The organism is Streptomyces sp. NBC_00341 (genome assembly GCF_041435055.1).
Classification (GTDB): domain Bacteria; phylum Actinomycetota; class Actinomycetes; order Streptomycetales; family Streptomycetaceae; genus Streptomyces.
In genome coordinates, this window is record NZ_CP108002.1 from 1149098 (window position 1) to 1165188 (window position 16091).

At 70.5% G+C, this 16091-nt stretch carries 13 protein-coding genes and 5 pseudogenes; 7 read left to right on the forward strand and 11 right to left on the reverse strand.

Annotated features, from left to right (window positions below; all coding sequences use genetic code 11):
- Positions 1–40: 40 nt before the first annotated feature.
- The gene (locus OG892_RS04980; RefSeq protein ID WP_073739278.1) at positions 41–529 is read right to left on the reverse strand and encodes a hypothetical protein; all 489 of its coding nucleotides are present in this window, start codon (positions 527–529) and stop codon (positions 41–43) included.
- A 19-nt stretch (positions 530–548) separates the two neighbouring features.
- On the reverse strand, positions 549–776 hold the full coding sequence (locus tag OG892_RS04985; protein ID WP_073739269.1) for a hypothetical protein: 228 nt from the start codon (positions 774–776) through the stop codon (positions 549–551).
- A gap of 299 nt (positions 777–1075) precedes the next feature.
- Here OG892_RS04985 and OG892_RS04990 point away from each other — a divergent pair, with 299 nt between their 5' ends.
- From OG892_RS04990 to OG892_RS05000, 3 genes are all read left to right on the forward strand, one after another.
- On the forward strand, positions 1076–2281 hold the full coding sequence (locus tag OG892_RS04990) for a cytochrome P450 (protein WP_371631579.1): 1206 nt from the start codon (positions 1076–1078) through the stop codon (positions 2279–2281).
- A 45-nt stretch (positions 2282–2326) separates the two neighbouring features.
- Positions 2327–4501, forward strand: a complete 2175-nt coding sequence (locus tag OG892_RS04995) for a prolyl oligopeptidase family serine peptidase (RefSeq protein WP_371628575.1) — start codon at positions 2327–2329, stop codon at positions 4499–4501.
- 73 nt (positions 4502–4574) lie between these two features.
- Complete coding sequence (locus tag OG892_RS05000; RefSeq protein WP_328697560.1) at positions 4575–5033, forward strand: Rieske (2Fe-2S) protein; 459 nt, start codon at positions 4575–4577, stop codon at positions 5031–5033.
- Here the strand turns inward: OG892_RS05000 and OG892_RS05005 are convergent.
- Complete coding sequence (locus tag OG892_RS05005) at positions 5017–5667, reverse strand: cysteine hydrolase (RefSeq protein WP_073739272.1); 651 nt, start codon at positions 5665–5667, stop codon at positions 5017–5019. The two genes, OG892_RS05000 and OG892_RS05005, sit on opposite strands and share 17 nt — an antisense overlap.
- Positions 5668–5803: 136 nt before the next feature.
- On the opposite strand from OG892_RS05005, the gene OG892_RS05010 reads away from it, so the two are divergent.
- On the forward strand, positions 5804–6280 hold the full coding sequence (locus OG892_RS05010; RefSeq protein WP_371628576.1) for a pyridoxamine 5'-phosphate oxidase family protein: 477 nt from the start codon (positions 5804–5806) through the stop codon (positions 6278–6280).
- 32 nt (positions 6281–6312) lie between these two features.
- Here the strand turns inward: OG892_RS05010 and OG892_RS05015 are convergent, their stop codons facing one another.
- Complete coding sequence (locus tag OG892_RS05015; RefSeq protein ID WP_328867769.1) at positions 6313–7233, reverse strand: LysR family transcriptional regulator; 921 nt, start codon at positions 7231–7233, stop codon at positions 6313–6315.
- Between the two features lie 74 nt (positions 7234–7307).
- On the opposite strand from OG892_RS05015, the pseudogene OG892_RS05020 reads away from it, so the two are divergent.
- Positions 7308–8303: pseudogene (locus OG892_RS05020) on the forward strand (DMT family transporter); the annotation flags it as partial.
- A 36-nt stretch (positions 8304–8339) separates the two neighbouring features.
- Here the strand turns inward: OG892_RS05020 and OG892_RS05025 are convergent.
- The gene (locus tag OG892_RS05025; protein ID WP_371628577.1) at positions 8340–9161 is read right to left on the reverse strand and encodes an APH(3'') family aminoglycoside O-phosphotransferase; all 822 of its coding nucleotides are present in this window, start codon (positions 9159–9161) and stop codon (positions 8340–8342) included.
- A 59-nt stretch (positions 9162–9220) separates the two neighbouring features.
- Here OG892_RS05025 and OG892_RS05030 point away from each other — a divergent pair.
- Positions 9221–10061, forward strand: a pseudogene (locus tag OG892_RS05030) (IS701 family transposase); the annotation flags it as partial.
- Between the two features lie 72 nt (positions 10062–10133).
- Here OG892_RS05030 and OG892_RS05035 read toward each other — a convergent pair.
- A pseudogene (locus tag OG892_RS05035) lies at positions 10134–10325 on the reverse strand (hypothetical protein); the annotation flags it as partial.
- Here OG892_RS05035 and OG892_RS05040 point away from each other — a divergent pair.
- Positions 10300–10383: pseudogene (locus tag OG892_RS05040) on the forward strand (IS5/IS1182 family transposase); the annotation flags it as partial. The pseudogenes OG892_RS05035 and OG892_RS05040 overlap by 26 nt on opposite strands.
- 150 nt (positions 10384–10533) lie before the next feature.
- On the opposite strand, the gene OG892_RS05045 reads toward OG892_RS05040, so the two are convergent.
- From OG892_RS05045 to uvrA, 5 genes and pseudogenes are all read right to left on the reverse strand, one after another.
- Positions 10534–11727: an alcohol dehydrogenase catalytic domain-containing protein gene (locus tag OG892_RS05045; RefSeq protein WP_328697556.1), complete on the reverse strand. Its 1194-nt coding sequence runs from the start codon at positions 11725–11727 to the stop codon at positions 10534–10536.
- Positions 11728–11806: 79 nt separating this feature from the next.
- Positions 11807–11941 (reverse strand): annotated as a pseudogene (locus OG892_RS05050) (DJ-1/PfpI family protein); the annotation flags it as partial.
- Between the two features lie 225 nt (positions 11942–12166).
- Positions 12167–12475 (reverse strand): heme-binding protein, encoded by a 309-nt coding sequence (locus OG892_RS05055; RefSeq protein ID WP_327335765.1) that lies wholly within the window; start codon positions 12473–12475, stop codon positions 12167–12169.
- A gap of 169 nt (positions 12476–12644) precedes the next feature.
- Positions 12645–12953 (reverse strand): putative quinol monooxygenase, encoded by a 309-nt coding sequence (locus tag OG892_RS05060; RefSeq protein ID WP_371628578.1) that lies wholly within the window; start codon positions 12951–12953, stop codon positions 12645–12647.
- Positions 12954–13346: 393 nt separating this feature from the next.
- Positions 13347–15836 (reverse strand): excinuclease ABC subunit UvrA, encoded by a 2490-nt coding sequence (gene uvrA / locus OG892_RS05065; protein ID WP_327335766.1) that lies wholly within the window; start codon positions 15834–15836, stop codon positions 13347–13349.
- Between the last annotated feature and the right edge of the window lie 255 nt (positions 15837–16091).

Below are 16091 nucleotides of genomic sequence, written 5' to 3' on the forward strand. Positions count from 1 at the left end.
CCGTCCCCGTGAACGGACCCGCTCCCGTGAACCGCTCACCTCATTGTGCGGCGGCAACCCAGCTCTCCAGTTGTTCACGGGTGGTCGCCGGGTCCGCGACGAGAACGGCGAGTTCGTCGTCGCGGGGTTCCAGCGTCGTGAGGGCGGGGCAGCGGTGGCAGGCTTCGACCCCGGTCTGGTTCCACCACTTGCAGTGCGGGCGGAGGTGGCACCGCGGCACGGCGGCCGGTACGGTCCCGGCCGGCACGGTCGTGATCCGTTCGATCAGCCCGCAGGCCTCTCCGACCCGGTTCGCGCAGTCCGATACGCAGTGCGAGGCGAACCGGAGCACCCGGTTGGGTGCGATCCCCTCCGGAATGGCTCCGAGTACATCGGCGGCGGGTACGGGCTCTGCCAGATACACGACCTGGCCGCCGTCCCCGGACCGAACGCCGAGGACGACGGACTCCGGACGGCTCGCATCGCCGCTCGGACACCATCTCAGAGGAGTCTCCTGCCCGTCCGGGGCAAGGTCCGCAGTGCTGTCCACGGTGCTCACCTCCTCTTCGTCAGCAGGAACTCGCGACAGACGGGTTGATCACTATGCCGCCGATGACCCCGTCGGTGACGGCGCCGCTCTGCTGCTCGGCGGCGACCGCCTGCGCGATGCTCTGTGCGAGCTGCTCCTGGCCGGTGATCCGGTCCGGACGCTCGGCGGCGTTGGCGGTCCCGCTCACCGTGACGAGACCGGCGACGAGAGCTGCGGCAGCGGCAGCCGTACGAATGCTGTTGTTCATGCCTGTCCTCCAAGACGTCGGATATCACTTACAGGAGTTGACGGTAGGTTCCCCCTCCGGCCGCGATCGGCAGTTGCGGCGGCATCTTCGGCCACCCGGTTCCGCCGGGACACTTCCCCGGCAGCTCCCCGAACCAGACCTGTTGGCCAAGGTCCACTCGTACGGGTCGGGCCGGGCCGGGCTCGCGGGATCCGGGTACGCGGCCCGGTCCGATCTGATACAAACCTGGGTAACTCTGGAACTGGAGAGCCCTGTTGAGCACTTCGCCGGTGAACCCCGCTCCCGACCTCCCGCACCGCATGGACCCGGCGGGCGGCTGTCCGCACGCGGCCAACGCCCGGCTGCTGGCCCGCGGCCCCGTCGCCTCTGTGATCCTCCCCGGCGAGGTGGCGGGGATGGCCGTGCTGGGTCACGACGCGCTCAAGGAGTTCCTCTCGCACCCCGATGTCGCCAAGGACGCCCGGCACTTCGCGGCGCTCCGGTCCGGCGAGATCGACGACGGATGGCCGCTGCGGACCTTCGCCACCGTGCAGGGGATGACCACCGCCGACGGAGCCGACCACCGGCGGCTGCGTTCGCTGATGAGCAAGGCGTTCACCGCGCGCCGGGTCGAGGAACTGCGGCCACGCACGGAGGCGCTGACGGCCTCACTGCTGGACGGCCTCGAATCGTTGGCCGGGACCGGGGGCGGTGTCGTCGATCTGCGTGCGCACTTCGCACTGCCGTTGCCGATGGGCGTCATCTGCGAACTGCTTGGCGTGGACGCCGCGTTCCACGACCGGCTGCACGAGCTGTCCAACCGGATCGTCGCCACGGACATCGGCCCGCAGGAGGCGAGGGCGGCCAACCGGGAGATGGTGGAGCTGCTGAGCGCGGTGGCCGCCGCCAGGGCGGAGAGTCCGGGGGACGATCTCACCAGCGCCCTGATCGCGGCCCGCGAGGACGGCGGCGACCGGCTCGGCCCGCACGAGCTGATCGGCACCCTGATGCTCACGATCATCGCGGGCCACGAGACGACGCTGAATCTGATCACCAACGCCGTACGGGCTCTGTGCGCCCACCGCGACCAGCTCGACCTGGTGCGCTCCGGCGGCGCGAGCTGGGCGGACGTGGTGGAGGAGACGCTGCGCTGGGACAGTCCGGTCAGCTACTTCCCGTTCCGCTATCCGACCCGCGACCTCGACATCGGCGGCACCGTGATCCCCCGGGGTACCCCGGTGCTCGCGGGGTACTCCGCCGCCGGCCGCGACCCGTCGGCCCACGGCCCCGATGCCGGACGCTTCGACATCACCCGCGACAGCGGGGTCAGGCACCTCTCCCTGGGCCATGGCGCGCACTACTGCGTGGGCGCCCAGCTGGCCCGGATGGAGGGTGTCACGGCACTGGAGCAGCTCTTCGCGCGCTTCCCCGCCCTCGATCTGGCCGTGCCCGAGTCCGAACTGCCGCGGCACGCGTCCTTCGTGGGCAACAGCGTGCGGCGGCTGCCCGTACGGCTGCGCGACTGAGGAGGCCGGTGCCTCCGGCGGATTCCGACCTGCCATGGTGTCGCCATGACTCCCCCCGCCGAAGCCCCGGCCACCCCACCGGCCGACGCCCGCGCCGCCGCCGAGCGGTTCCCGCTCCAGTTCGCCCGCACCCGGCGCTTCTCGCTCGGTGTGCCCCGGCAGTTCACCGTCTCTCCGGACGGCGAGCGGGTGCTGTTCGTCCGCGGCACCTCGGGCACCGACCCGGTGAGCCGCCTCTGGCTGTACGAGAACGGCGCGGAGCGGATGCTCGCGGACCCCGTCGGGCCCGGCCTCGCGGACGAGCCGTCGGACGAGGTGCCGCCGGAGGAGCTGGCGCGGCGGGAACGGGCCCGGGAGACCTCCTCCGGCGTGGTCTCCTACGCGACGGACGAGGCGGTAAGGCTGGTCGCCTTCGCGCTTCGGGGCACGCTCTGGGTGGTGCGCTGCGACGGCGGGGAGCCGCGCCGGATCCGCACGCCGGGTCCGGTGGTGGACCCGCGCCCCTCACCCGACGGTTCCCTGGTCGCGTACGTGTCGGACGGCGCGCTGCACACCGTGCGGGCCGACGGGACGGGCGTCCGGACACTCGCCGCTCCGGACGGCGAGCAGGTGACGTACGGGCTGTCGGACTACGTGTCACAGGAGTCGATCGGGCGCTCGCGCGGCTACTGGTGGTCGCCGCGCGGCGATGCGCTGCTGGTGGCGCGGGTGGACACGGCCGGGGTCCGGCGCCGCTACATCAGTGATCCGACGGACCCGGAACGGCCGCCGCGCGCGGTGCCGTATCCGGCGGCCGGCACACCGAACGCGAAGGTGTCACTGCATCTGGTCCGGGTGTCGGGGGAACGGACCGATGTCCGGCTGCCCGCGGCCGCCGGCCCCGACCACCCCGAGGGCGCCTGGACGGACCGGGCCTTCGAGTACGTCGTGTCGGCGGGCTGGGACAGCCGTGGACCGCTGGTCTCGGTGCAGACGCGTGACCAGCGGTCCGTCCATGTCCTGGAGGTGGACGAGCGGACGGGCGGCACCCGGGCCGCGCACCTGACCCACGACCCCGCCTGGGTGTCGCTGCGGCCGGGCACTCCGCTGCGTCTCGCCCCGGGCGCGCTCACCGTCGCCGGCCGGCCGGGCGGCGACAGTCAGGGGCTGGACATCGGCGGCACCCCGACACCGGCGGGCCTGGAGGTCCGCGAGGTGGTCGGCGCGGTGGGCGGGCGGGTGTACTTCACCGCGTGCGAGGAGCCGACCGAGACCCACGTCTGGTCGTACGCGACCGACGCGCCCGAGGAGGGCTTCGTACGGGTCAGCGGCGCACCCGGTGTGCACACGGCGTCGGTCGGCGGGCCGACGGTGGTGCTCGACAGCCGGACTCCGGACGGTCACACCGTGACGGTGCTGCGGGCCGGCGTTCCGGCGGGCCGGATCGCGGTACTGGCGGAGGAACCGCTCGTCACCCCCCGGCCGCTGGCTCTGAGTCTCGGGGAGCGGGAGCTGCGCAGCAGGCTGTACCTGCCGTCGTGGCACCGGCCGGGCGACGGTCCGCTGCCGGTGCTGCTCAGCCCCTATGCAGGCCACGGCATGAGGCTGGTGCTGAAGGTGCGTACCTGGTGGGTCGCGGTCGCCCAGTGGTTCGCGGAGCAGGGCTTCGCGGTCCTGGTGACCGACGGGCGGGGTACGCCGGGGCGCGGTGAGGCCTGGGAGAAGGCGGTGCACGGGGACCGTCTCACCGCCGTGCTGCGGGACCAGATCGACGCGCTGCACGCGGCGGCCGCGCTCCACCCGGAGCTGGACCTGACCCGGGTGGCGATGCGCGGCTGGTCGTTCAGCGGGTATCTGGCGGCGGCCGCGGTGCTGCGTCATCCCGAGGTCTTCCACGCCGCGGTCGCGGGTGCCGCGTCGATCGACCGGCGGCTCTACGACACCCATTGGGAGGAACGGTTCCTGGGCCACCCGGAGGTGTTTCCGGAGCACTACTCCCGCAATTCCCTCCTGGACGAGGCCGGTGCCCTGGTCCGGCCGCTCATGCTGGTGCACGGTCTTGCCGATGACAATGTGGCCGTGGCTCACACGCTGCGGTTCTCCGCAGCGCTGCTGGCCGCCGGCCGGCCGCATACGGTGCTGCCGCTGTCGGGCGCCGGCCATCTGGTCAGCCAGGAACGCACAGCGAGCGGTCTGTTGCTGCTGGAGCGGGATTTCCTGAGGAAGTCCCTGGGGCTTTGAACACGGGGTGCCTGCCGCACATCCCCGTCGCCGGAGCGCGGGAGCCGAGAACACAGTGAAAGGGAAAGCCAGTATGAGCGCATCGCAGGACCACGAGGGCCGTCCCGGACGCCGGAACGTCGTCACGGCGGCCGGTGCCGTCTCCGTGGCCGCCGTACTCACCGCGTGCGGCGGGCCGAAGGAGGCGTCCGCCGGTTCCGGCGCCGTCGAGCAGGGCGGCGAGAGCGGGGCCGGCGGCGGGGGCTCCGTCCTCGCGAAGACCACGGAGATCCCGGAGGGCGGCGGCAAGATCTTCACCGATCAGGGGGTCGTGGTGACGCAGCCCGCGGCCGGTGAGTTCAAGGCGTTCTCGTCGAAGTGCACGCACATGGGCTGTGCGGTGTCGAGCGTCGCCGACGGCACCATCAACTGCCCCTGTCACGGGAGCAAGTTCGACGTGGCGACGGGCGATGTGAAAGCGGGACCCGCCACCGAGCCGCTGCCCGCCGCCCCGATCAGCGTGCAGGGCGACTCGATCAGCCTCGCTTCGTAGGGCCCCGGCCGAGCCAGCAGCCGAGCACGTCGTCGGTGGTGGCGACGGTGGCGACCAGGGCGAGGGTGTTGCGGATCATCGCGGGGGTGTATTCGGCGGGCACCCCCGCGATGGCGTCGGACGGCACCACCGCCGTGTAGCCGAGGTTCACGGCGTCGAACACCGCGTTGGGGATGGCCACGTTGGCCGACACCCCGGTGACGACGAGCGTGCGGCAGCCGAGGTTGCGCAGCAGCGCGTCCACGTCCGTGCCGGCGATCGGCGAGAGCCCGTGGAGTCTGCGGACGACGAGGTCCTCGTCCGCCACCTCGATCGGCTCGGCTATCCGGACCGCCGTGGTTCCGGAGTGCTGCTGCACGGGCAGCCGCCCGGCGGCGCGGAAGAGCCGGGCGTTGTGGTTGGCGCCGCGTCCGTCCGGGCGGCGTTCGGCCACGGCGTGCAGCACCTGGACACCGCTCTCGTGAGCGGCGGCGACCAGCCTGGCCACGTTGTGCAGCGCCCCCGACGACCGCGCCTCCTTGGCGAGTTCGGGCAGTGCGCTGTCGGTCCCCACCACACCTTGCTGGCACTCCACCGTCAGCAGGACGGTGGAGGCCGGATCGATCTGCTCCGCGAGCTGTTGCCTGGACGGCACGGGCTGCCCCTCTCGGTGAGGTCGCTTCGGTGGAATCGCTGAAGGAACGGGCGCGCGAGGCTAACCGCCATTGCGCGATGAGGGAAGAGCCTCCATGATTCCTGACACATAGTCAGCTAGCAGGAGGAGGCTCCCCATGGCCGTCATACAGCGACGGGGCCGCCGGATCATGATGACGGACGAGGAACGCGACACCTACCTCGCGCGGCAGCGCGTCTGCCGGGTCGCCACCGTCGCCCCGGACGGACGCCCGCACGTCGGAGCGCTCTGGTTCTGCTGGGACGGCACCTCACTGTGGCTGTACTCGATCACCCGGAGTCTGCGCTGGTCACAGCTGGGCCGGGACCCGAGGATCGCCGTGGTCGTCGACGACGGGGTGGAGTACGGGGAGCTGCGCGGCATCGAGCTCTCCGGCGACGCGGTGTTCGTCGGAGAGGCGCCGCGCACGGGCGAGCCCTGCCCGGAACTCGCCGTACCCGAGCAGCTGTTCGCGGCGAAGTACTTCGGCATGGAGGTGATGCCGCACGACGGCCGGCACGCGTGGCTGCGGCTCACACCGGAGGCCGTCACCTCCTGGGACTTCGGCAAACTCGGCGCCCTGCCCGGCATCTGACGGCGACGGGGGCGTGCGTCGCAGCCCCGGTCCTACTCCCCCTCCGGCGGCTCGTTCAGGGCCCGGCCCGCCTCCCGCAGCGCCGCGACCGCCGCCCTGACCGAGGGCCGCCGGTCCGCGTCCGCCCGCCAGACGGCATGGACGTGACGCCGCATCCGCTGCCGTACGGGCACCAGCCGCACCCCGTCCGGCACCGGACCGCGCCCGAGCCTGGGCGCCACGCACACCCCCATTCCGGCTGCGATCAGGGCGAGTTGGGTGTGGTGTTCACCCGCGAGGTGGGCGATGCGCGGCTCGATGCCCTTGGAGCGCAGGGTGAACATCAGCCACTCGTAGCAGAACTCGCCCTCGGGCCAGGAGACCCAGTCGTCGTCCGCGAACTCCTCAAGGTCCACCTCCGCCCGGTCCGCGAGCCGGTGCCCGGCCGGCATCGCGATGTCCGGTACGTCGTCGAGCAGTTGCGCCGTGGCGAGACCGCCCGGCACCGGCAGCCGCTTGTTGCTCCAGTCCAGCACCACCGCGAGGTCGACGTCGCCCCTGAACACCGCACGGATTCCGGCCTCGGGCTCCAGCTCGCTGGTACGCAACCGGAGTTCCGGGTGATCCGCGCGCAGGGCGAGCAGGGCGGACGGGAAGAGGCCGCGCGCCGCGGTGGGGAACGCGGCCAGCCGGATCTCCCCCACCACCTCGCCCCGCTGCGCCTCGATGTCGGACTGGGCGAGCTCGACCTGGGAGAGAATCCGGGCCGCGTGATCGGCGAGCAGCCGCCCCGCGTCGGTGAGCCGGACCCCGCGGCCGTTCTTGGCGAGCAGCTGCTGCCCGACCTCGCGCTCCAGCTTGGCCATCTGCTGCGAGACGGCCGATGTCGTGACGTGCAGCCCCTCGGCGGCGGCACTGACAGATCCGAGCCGGGCCAGGGCGTCCAGGGTGCGGAGGCGCTCCAGATTCAACATGTAAGTAATACTACGCGGATCGTCGCACAAACTCTCACTTGTGCTACGAGATTGCATTCGTCATCGTTGACCGCATGAGCGCACTGCCCGCATCGCCTCCATCTCCCGTATCGGCCCGGCAGGGAACCGCCCCAGCTGTCCCCGCCGACCCCGCTCGCCGTCCCGACCGGGCTCGCCGTCCCGCTCCGGACTGGCGGCTGCGTTTCGCGGCGCTGTCGCTCATCTGGGGTTTCAGCTTTCTCCTGATCAAGGTCGGCACCGACGGGTACGCACCGTTCCAGGTCACCCTCGGACGGCTCCTGTCGGGCACTGCGGTGCTGGTGGTGGCGATGGCGGTGAAGCGGGAGCGGCTGCCGCGTACCGCCCGCACCTGGGGCCATCTGGCCGTGGCCGCCTTCTTCCTCAACGCGCTGCCGTTCTCGCTCTTCGCGTACGCGGAGCTGACCATCCCCTCGACGCTGGCCGGCATCTGCAACGCGACCTCGCCGCTGTGGGGCATGGCGCTGTCAGTGGTCGCGCTCTCGGAGGACCGGCCCACCCGCCGACGGGTCGCCGGTCTCGGGCTCGGCTTCCTCGGGGTCCTGACCGTACTGGGTGCCTGGCAGGGGTTCTCCGGGCTGGACCTCACCGGCACCGCGATGGCACTCCTGGCCTCCCTCAGCTATCCGGTCGGCTGGATCTACGTCCGCAGGACGCTGGCGGGCAGCGGTCCCTCGACCCTCGCGCTGACGGGCAGCCAGCTCTTCCTCGGCACCGTACAACTCGCGCTGGTCACGCCATTGTTCACCTCGGCCCCGGCGGGATTCCCGCTGCTTCCCACCCTGGCCGTGGTCGCTCTGGGGGCCCTCGGCACGGGACTCGCGGTACTGCTCCAGTACGGACTGGTCACCGAGGTCGGCCCGACGACCGCGCAGATGGTCACCTATTTCATTCCGGTGATCGCCACGGCGGCCGGAGTCACCGTGCTGGGCGAACAGCTCGACTGGAACACCCCTGTCGGCGCCCTCGTGGTCCTGGCGGGGGCCGCTCTGACCCAGAGCAGACCCCGGCTCACCGGGGCCGCCACCCCAACCGGCGAGGCTTCCACAACCGGCTGCGGAAGCCGGTCAGCCCCAGGTGAGCGGGTCGAGATGAAGGTAGAAGCGCAGGCGGTCGTGGTCGAGCGCGATGCCGTACCTCGCGGCGAGGGCCGTGTCCGCAGCCCGGGCCAGCTCCTCGTCCGTCCAGGTCTCTCGCGCGTTGGCGAGCAGCAGGGCCAGGTCGGCGTAGCGGTCGGCCAGTCCGAGGCGGCCCAGGTCGATGAAGCCTGACACCTCCAGGGTCTGCGGATCGAGGATGATGTTGGGCAGGCACAGGTCCCCGTGACACACGACCGTGTCGGCGGCTTCCTGCTCCCGTCGCCGGGAGACCTGCCGGGTGAGGCGGTCCAGCAGCTCAGGGGTGGGCGTCTGCCGCTGGTCGACGGGGAGGAACTCGGGGCTGACCGCGTCACGGGCCACGACGTCGCCCGCCAAGGCGACCATGGTGTCCAGACTCCGGCGGAACGGGCACTGGGACACGGGCGCCTCGTGCAGCCGGCGGACCGCGTCCGCGATGTGCTCCCAGGCGGTCCACAGGTCCTCGGCGGGCACCTGATCAGCGGGTATGCCGGAGACGGCACGCGTCACCAGACAGGCGCCGTCGTCACCGGACCGCCAGTCGAGCACTCGGGGGCCGGGTACACCCTGACCGCTCAGCCATACGGCCCGGTCGCGCTCGGCCTCCAACTCGGCGGCAGCCGCGGCGGGCACGCACTTGGCATACCGCGTGGCGTCCGCGCTGCGGAAGACAGTTGCTCCCGACTCGCCTGCGGTGACAGGCGACCAGCCGCCGTCATCCACACCGAGCAGCACCGGCGACGGGGCCCGAGTTCCGCGGAGGTCGCTCATGGCGGCCACCCTAGTAGTGCTTGGTCATGTGCGATCTGCGATGGCGCGTCTTCTTGATCGGCCGTGTCAAGGACGGGAACGCGTCGGCTTGCGTGACCCGGCAGTACACCGGCACCGCGGGCAAGGTCACCAGCTGCCAGGCCGGAGTCTCGCTTCACCTGGCTTCCAACGGCGCCTCGGCGGCGGTGAACTGGCGTCTGTTTCTGCCCTGGAGCTGGGATCCCGCATCGCCGAAGGCCGATCCGGCCAAGGTGGCCCGCCGTGACAGGTGCGCCATCCCTGCCCAGGTGGGCCATGTCGAGAAGTGGCAGCCGGCCCTCGACATGATCGACGAGACGCAGTCCTGGGGCATCGGCGTGCCCCCGGGTCATCGCCGACGGCGGCTACGGGGACACCGCCGCCTTCCGGCTCGCCCTGGAGACACGCGGACTCGACTACGTGGTGGGAATCTCGACAACAACCACCGCACAACCCGAGGAAGCACGGCCGTCGACCCCACCTGCCTCGGCAGGGGCCGGCGGCCGGTCCCTGCCTGTCCCGAGTCGGCACAGCGAGTGAAGGACATGGTCATCGCGGCCGGCAAATCCTCCGAACGGCCGGTGCAGTGGAGGGAGGGATCACGGCCGGGCAGCGGCCGCAGCGGGGTGAAACGCATGTACTCCCGCTTCGTTGCCCTGCGGATCAGGCCCGCCGGGCGCGAGATCCGCCAGGCCACGACCACCGCCGAGCTTCCGGTCCGCCGACTGCTGGCGGAGTGGCCCGCCGACCAGGACGAGCCCGTCCAGTTCTGGCTCTCCAACCTGCCCGAGACCACCCCCCTTGCCCGTCCTCGTGCGCACCGCGAAGCTCCGCCGGCGCATCGAGAACGACTACCGCGAGATGAAACAGGCCCTCGGCCTGCCGTCGCCGACCCGAGGCAAGCACCGGTAGCGGTCAGCCACGAGGTCGAGGCGGGCCCGCGTCCATGCACGCCCGTCGTGTCCGGCCTATCGGCCGTGAGCATTCACCGTGCTTGTAGCAGGCCGGAGCGGCGATGGAGAAGCGGCGTTGGGAACGTCCCCGTACCTGGATGACGGGTGTGCGTCCGCGTCGGGCCCAAGTCCGTGCGGTGAGGAGGTGGTCAGACCGGCGTGAGTGTCCGGGACGTTCCCGCGGAGGATTCACCACCACGATCCACCTCGCCGCCGAAGGACGATGCCGACCTCTCGCCCTCGTCCTGACACCCCCTCATCCACCCTTGCGAACTCACGAGCGACGGCATAGTGGGCAGTCCGTCGCCCGAGACAAAGCGACGGACTGCCCATTCTCACGCCTGCTCTGTGCGGCCACGTGAGAGGCGGCGAGTGAGGCATTGTTTCTCGGATCGCGGGCCTCAGGCGGGAATGAGGCCGTGGGGGTCGATGATGAACTTTTCGGACACTCCCGTGTCGAAGGTCGCGTAGGCGTCGGGGGCGTCGTCAAGGCTGATCACCTTGGTGTTGAGCATGGCGCTCAAGTAGGGCATGCGGTCCCACAGGATCGCCATCATCAGCTCGCGGTTGTAGTGCATGATCGGTGCCTGCCCGCCGGCGATCCGCGGCGACTTGATCCAGGCCTTGCCGAAGTCGATCGGGTACGTTCCCTCTTGCTCGGCCTTCGACTTCGCGAGCGGGTCGGCGCCGTAGACGCCGATGACTCCGGTGGCTCCGCCCGCGCGGGTGACGTCGATCACCTGGTTGATGGCGTGGGCCGGGTCCATGTCCTTGGACTCGCCGCCGATGCCGTGTGCCTCGGTGCCGACGTAGTCGACTGCGCAGTCGACCATGGGTTCGCCCAGGATGGCTTCGATCTGGTCGGTGAGCGCTGCGTCCTGGCTCAGGTCGATCGTCTCGCAGCCGTTCTTCTTCACCAGCTCCAGGCGGTCCTTGTGGTAGTCGCCGACGATGATGCAGGACGCCCCGAGGAGGCGCGCCGCTGCTGCGCCGCAGCGGCCGACCGGGCCGGCGCCGGCGAGGTACACGGTCGAGCCCGGCTTGGCGCCGGCCTCCATGAGACCGTGGAACGCGGTGGGCAGGATGTCCGAGAGCAGCGCCAGGTCACGGATCTTCGCCATGGCCTGGTCCCTGTCCGGGAAGCGCAGGAGCTGGAAGTCGGCGTACGGGACGAACAGGTACTCGGCCTGGCCGCCGGTCCAGTCGCCCAGGTTGAAGCCGTACGCGCCGCAGGACACCTTGGGGTTCGTGGTCTCGCAGACGTCGGTCCGGCGCGCCCTGCAGTTGCGGCATCGGCCGCAGGCGACGTTGAACGGCACCGAGACGAGGTCGCCCTCACTGAGGAACTCGACGTCGGGGCCGACCTCGATGACCTCCCCGGTCATCTCGTGCCCCACCACCATGCCCTGGGGCACCGGGAAGGACCCGCGGTAGATGTGCAGGTCGCTCCCGCAGATGTTGGTGGCGACGATCCTGAGGATGACTCCGTGCGGGGCCTTCTCCCCGTTCGGCATCTGAAGCTTCGGGAAGTCGAGGGACTCGACGCGCATGTCTTTCGGGTTCTGGAAGGTGACGGCGCGGTTGCTGCTTGCCATGACGATCTCCTCTGCTGATCCACGGCGACTCGGCCGTGGGGTGCCGGATGTCATTTCGGTGGCTTGCGACTCCTCCCGATCAGGCGGGTTGCAGTGCGGCGGCGAAGCGTTCGATGATCGCCTTGCAGAAGGCGGGGAGGTCCTGCGGGCCGCGGCTGGAGATCAGCTGGCCGTCGATCACGACCTCCTCGTCGACGACCTCGGCGCCGGCGTTGCTTGCCCTGCTCGATCAACCCGCACAGCTGCCGGTTGTACGCCTTGGCGTTGGCCTGGCCCTCCCACCCTCACAAGAGCTTTCAAAGAGGGTCAAATCACCATGCGTGGCTGGTGATATGCCGGTGCCAGGCATCGTGGATGCGGACTGGCAATGATCCAGCCTGGTTTGTTCTTGGCGAACCGGAAAGTTTCCAACGAGCGGCCGCGCTGAGGGCTCCGCTGATCACGGCACGGAATTCATGACGCGTCCGTTGTTGGATGCGTTGATCCCGAAGAACTGCTCACCGGGACCCGCGTTGGCGGCTAGGTCGGCGGTGCTGATGTCGAAGGCCCGGGCGGTGAAGGTCTTGCTGATGGAGATGTCGACGCTCCCGATCCAAGCCTCGTCCATCCGGATGTGCGCGACGAGGTTGCCGCCGACGTCGACGACAGCGATGTTGCTCGGCGAGTCGATCTCGTCGGCCTTGGCCTCCCCCGCAGCGACGACTCGCCGGGCGTCCTCCAGGGACACGGACTCCGTCTTGATGGTCATGGCAAGGCCCTTTTGCCGTGGGTACGCGGTTGTGTACCCACAGCCTTGAGTATTTCGACCCCGCACGCAGGTGGGTGCGCATGGTGCTCGGGGCGCGGTCGAGGTGACCCTTGGCGGAAACCACATGACACTGTCGTGCGCCCGGCGCCCCTTCGCCACCAGCCAGGATCTACGTGGGCTGCTTCTCCACGACGACATCGAGCTGCTCGATCGTGGGCTCCTCGAAGAGCTCACCCGTGTTCTCACCGAGCGCCTCCGCGACCGCGCCCGACAGGTGTGCCCGGCGCCCGTCGTCGTCGGGAAAGGCATCGAAGATCCCGAACGACGAGGGTCCGAACTGGATTCCGAACCACCTGACGGTCTTGGGCTCCCCCTCGACGATAGACAGCCCCTGGTTCAAGAAGTCGCGGACGTCGTCCTCCCTGCCGGGCAGTGCTTCGAGGCGTACCAGAAGCGCTTTGCTGACCTGCGTTGCCATCTTGAGTCTCCTCTGCATCGAGGTTCGCGTTTTCGATGATCAGAACGCCGCTACGGCCGGCTCGGCGACCGTCCGACACTGCTCGCCGCTCCCCGCAGCACTCCCCGCTTGGGCCTTTGGCCCTCGTGGCAGAGCGGGATGCCGCTAACGAAGATCATCATCGAGCCCTGGTTGGAGACCTGTCGAGCCACGCTTCCCGACCACTCGGCCACGGCCCCGAGTGACCGTCCCCGGCGGCGGCGCGGGTGGTCCGCTCACTTCTCCAGTGCACCCGCTGCCGCCGCTCGTCGGCGCCGGTCCGCGCCGGGCTCACCCAGTCCACTGTGCCACCGGCCTGACAGCGTGGCGAACGCTCGACGAGCCGCAAAGGGCTGCTTGTCCCGGCACCTTCGGTCAGGAGCGCGCGAGCCTGGCGGCGAGATAGGGCGCGGTGGCGCTGCGGCGGGCCCTCGCCACCTTGGCCGGCGGCCCCGCCGCTACCACCCGCCCGCCCGCGTCGCCGCCGCCCGGCCCGAGGTCGATGACCCAGTCGGCGGTGGCGATAGTGTCCAGGTCGTGCTCGACGAGGACGACCGTGTTGCCGGCGTCGACGAGCCGGTGCAACTGTCGCAGCAGCAGTGCGACGTCCGAGGGGTGCAGCCCTGCCGTCGGCTCGTCGAGCAGGTAGAGCGCGTGGCCGCGGCGGGCTCGCTGCAGTTCGGTGGCCAGTTTGATGCGTTGCGCCTCACCACCGCTGAGTTCCGTCGCGGGCTGCCCCAGTCGCAGATACCCCAGTCCCACCTCGCGCAACGTCTCCAGACTGCGGGAGGCGGCCGGGACGGCGGACAGGAACTCGGCGGCGGCGTCGACGGACAGCCCCAGAACTTCCGCGATGTTCCTGCCGCGGTAGGTGACTTCCAACGTCTCGGCGTTGTACCGGGCGCCCAGGCAGGTCGGGCACGGCGCGTAGGTGCCGGGCAGGAACAGCAGTTCCACCGCAACGAATCCCTCGCCCTGGCAGGTCTCGCACCGCCCTTCGGGCACGTTGAAGGAGAACCGCCCGGCCGAGTAGCCGCGCGCCCTGGCCTCGTCCGTCGCCGCATACAGCTTGCGCACCGCGTCGAACATCCCCGTGTACGTGGCCAGGTTGGACCGCGGAGTCCGGCCGATGGGCCGTTGGTCGACCCGGACCAGCCGGTCGAACGACTCGACGCCCGAAGCGTCCTGGACGTCGACCTCCAACTGCGCCTCGTCGGGCTCCTCGGGTACAAGTCCGAGATGGCCGCGGACGACCTCCGCCAGCACCTGCGTCACCAGCGTCGACTTTCCGGAACCGGACACGCCCGTCACCGCCGTCAGCACGCAGAGCGGTACGTCGACGGACACGTCGTGCAGATTGTGGCGGGAGACGCCGCTCAGGTGCAGCCAGCCCTGCGGTGTGCGCGGGCGGTGATCGAGCGGCTCGGCGCGCCCGGACAGGTACTGGCCCGTGGCCGACTCCCTCACCCTCTCAAGACCGGCGACCGGGCCGCTGTACAGCACGCGCCCGCCGCCTTCGCCCGCGCCGGGGCCGATGTCGACCACCCAGTCCGCCCGCCTGACGACGTCCATGTCGTGCTCCACGACGAACAGCGAGTTGCCCGCCGCCTTGAGGCGGTCCAGCACGTCCAGCAGCGGTTCCGCGTCAGCCGGGTGCAGGCCCGCGGAGGGTTCGTCGAGGACGTAGACTACGCCGAACAGCCCCGAGCGCAGCTGGGTGGCGATCCGCAGGCGCTGCGCCTCGCCAGGTGACAGGGTCGTCGAGCGCCGCCCGAGGCTGAGATATCCCAGGCCCAGGTCGAGCAGTACGTCGACCCGTGCGACCAGATCGCTGCAGATCCGGACCGCGACCTCGGTCGTTTCCCCGGATCGCGAGGTCGAGGTGGTGGCGTCGGCCTCGGACCGCCCCGCGACGGGCCGCAGCAGCGCCAGGATCTCGGCGAGCGGCATCGCGTTGATCTCGGCGATGGAACGTCCGGCGAAGGTCACGGCCAGCGCCTCGGGCCGCAGTCCGCTGCCGTGGCACTCGGGGCAGGGCACGCTCCTGACGAACCGGAGCGCCCGTTCGCGCATCTTCTCGCTCTTGGAGTCGGCGAGGACGTGCATGACGTGCTTGCGGGCGCTCCAGAACTTGCCCTGGTAGCCGTAGTCGACGCGGTCCTCCTCCGGCTCGATGTACACGGAGGGCTGCTCGTCCGTGTACAGCAGCCAGTCCCGGTCCTTCTTCCTGAGCCTGCGCCACGGTCGGTCGATATCGATCCCCAGGCCGCTCACCACGCTGCGCAGGTTGGCGCCCTGCCAGGCGCCCGGCCAAGCGGCGATCGCCCCCTCGCGGATGCTCAGAGAGGGGTCCGGGACCAGAAGGTCCTCGGCGACATCGTGGACAACGCCCAGTCCGTGGCACTCCGGGCAGGCCCCGGCCGGGGTGTTCGGTGAGAACGACTCGGCTTCCAGACGTGCGGCCCGGGGCGGATAGGTGCCGGCGCGGGAGTACAGAATGCGCAGCAGATTGGACAGCGTGGTGATGGTGCCGACCGTCGAGCGCGAACTGGGCGACCCGCGTCGCTGCTGCAGGGCTACCGCCGGTGGCAGTCCGGTGATTTCCTGCACATGCGGTGCACCGACCTGCTGCAACAGCCTGCGGGCGTACGGTGCCACAGACTCGAAGTAGCGCCGCTGCGCCTCAGCGTAGAGAGTCCCGAACGCGAGTGAGGACTTGCCGGAACCGGAGACACCCGTGAAGGCCACCATCCTGTCCCGCGGAACGTCGACGTCGATGTTCCGCAGGTTGTTCTCACTCGCACCCCGGACATGCACAAAGGGGTCGTCGATCTCGTCCTCGTCCACCACTCCTGAGTACCTCATCGCGCCCGGAACCGCGCGACAGGCACCGTCGCCGGCCTCGCTCACCCGAGCGCCCGAATCGTTGTCCTGAGTCCGCCGGTGCCTGACGTGCAGCGAGCACGATCAATCCGTCCTCCCGGGTTGGAAACACCGGGCGGGTTGGCGGGTGGCGCGGCACGCGGTGCAGGCGTGAGCGGGTGTTTGCGGTGACACACGCGATCGTGACCCCGGTGGCGAAAGCAGGCCCGTACTGGACACCGAGGAGTTCTGGCCGCA

Excerpts from the sequence above, each read along its gene's own strand:
- OG892_RS04990 (WP_371631579.1), top strand. The coding sequence starts at position 1,076 with ATGGACCCGGCGGGCGGCTGTCCGCACGCGGCCAACGCCCGGCTGCTG.
- OG892_RS04985 (WP_073739269.1), bottom strand. The coding sequence starts at position 776 with ATGAACAACAGCATTCGTACGGCTGCCGCTGCCGCAGCTCTCGTCGCC.
- uvrA (WP_327335766.1), bottom strand. The coding sequence starts at position 15,836 with ATGAGGTACTCAGGAGTGGTGGACGAGGACGAGATCGACGACCCCTTT.
- OG892_RS05060 (WP_371628578.1), bottom strand. The coding sequence starts at position 12,953 with ATGGCAACGCAGGTCAGCAAAGCGCTTCTGGTACGCCTCGAAGCACTG.
- OG892_RS05015 (WP_328867769.1), bottom strand. The coding sequence starts at position 7,233 with ATGTTGAATCTGGAGCGCCTCCGCACCCTGGACGCCCTGGCCCGGCTC.
- OG892_RS05055 (WP_327335765.1), bottom strand. The coding sequence starts at position 12,475 with ATGACCATCAAGACGGAGTCCGTGTCCCTGGAGGACGCCCGGCGAGTC.
- OG892_RS04995 (WP_371628575.1), top strand. The coding sequence starts at position 2,327 with ATGACTCCCCCCGCCGAAGCCCCGGCCACCCCACCGGCCGACGCCCGC.
- OG892_RS05010 (WP_371628576.1), top strand. The coding sequence starts at position 5,804 with ATGGCCGTCATACAGCGACGGGGCCGCCGGATCATGATGACGGACGAG.
- OG892_RS05045 (WP_328697556.1), bottom strand. The coding sequence starts at position 11,727 with ATGGCAAGCAGCAACCGCGCCGTCACCTTCCAGAACCCGAAAGACATG.
- OG892_RS05000 (WP_328697560.1), top strand. The coding sequence starts at position 4,575 with ATGAGCGCATCGCAGGACCACGAGGGCCGTCCCGGACGCCGGAACGTC.
- OG892_RS05025 (WP_371628577.1), bottom strand. The coding sequence starts at position 9,161 with ATGAGCGACCTCCGCGGAACTCGGGCCCCGTCGCCGGTGCTGCTCGGT.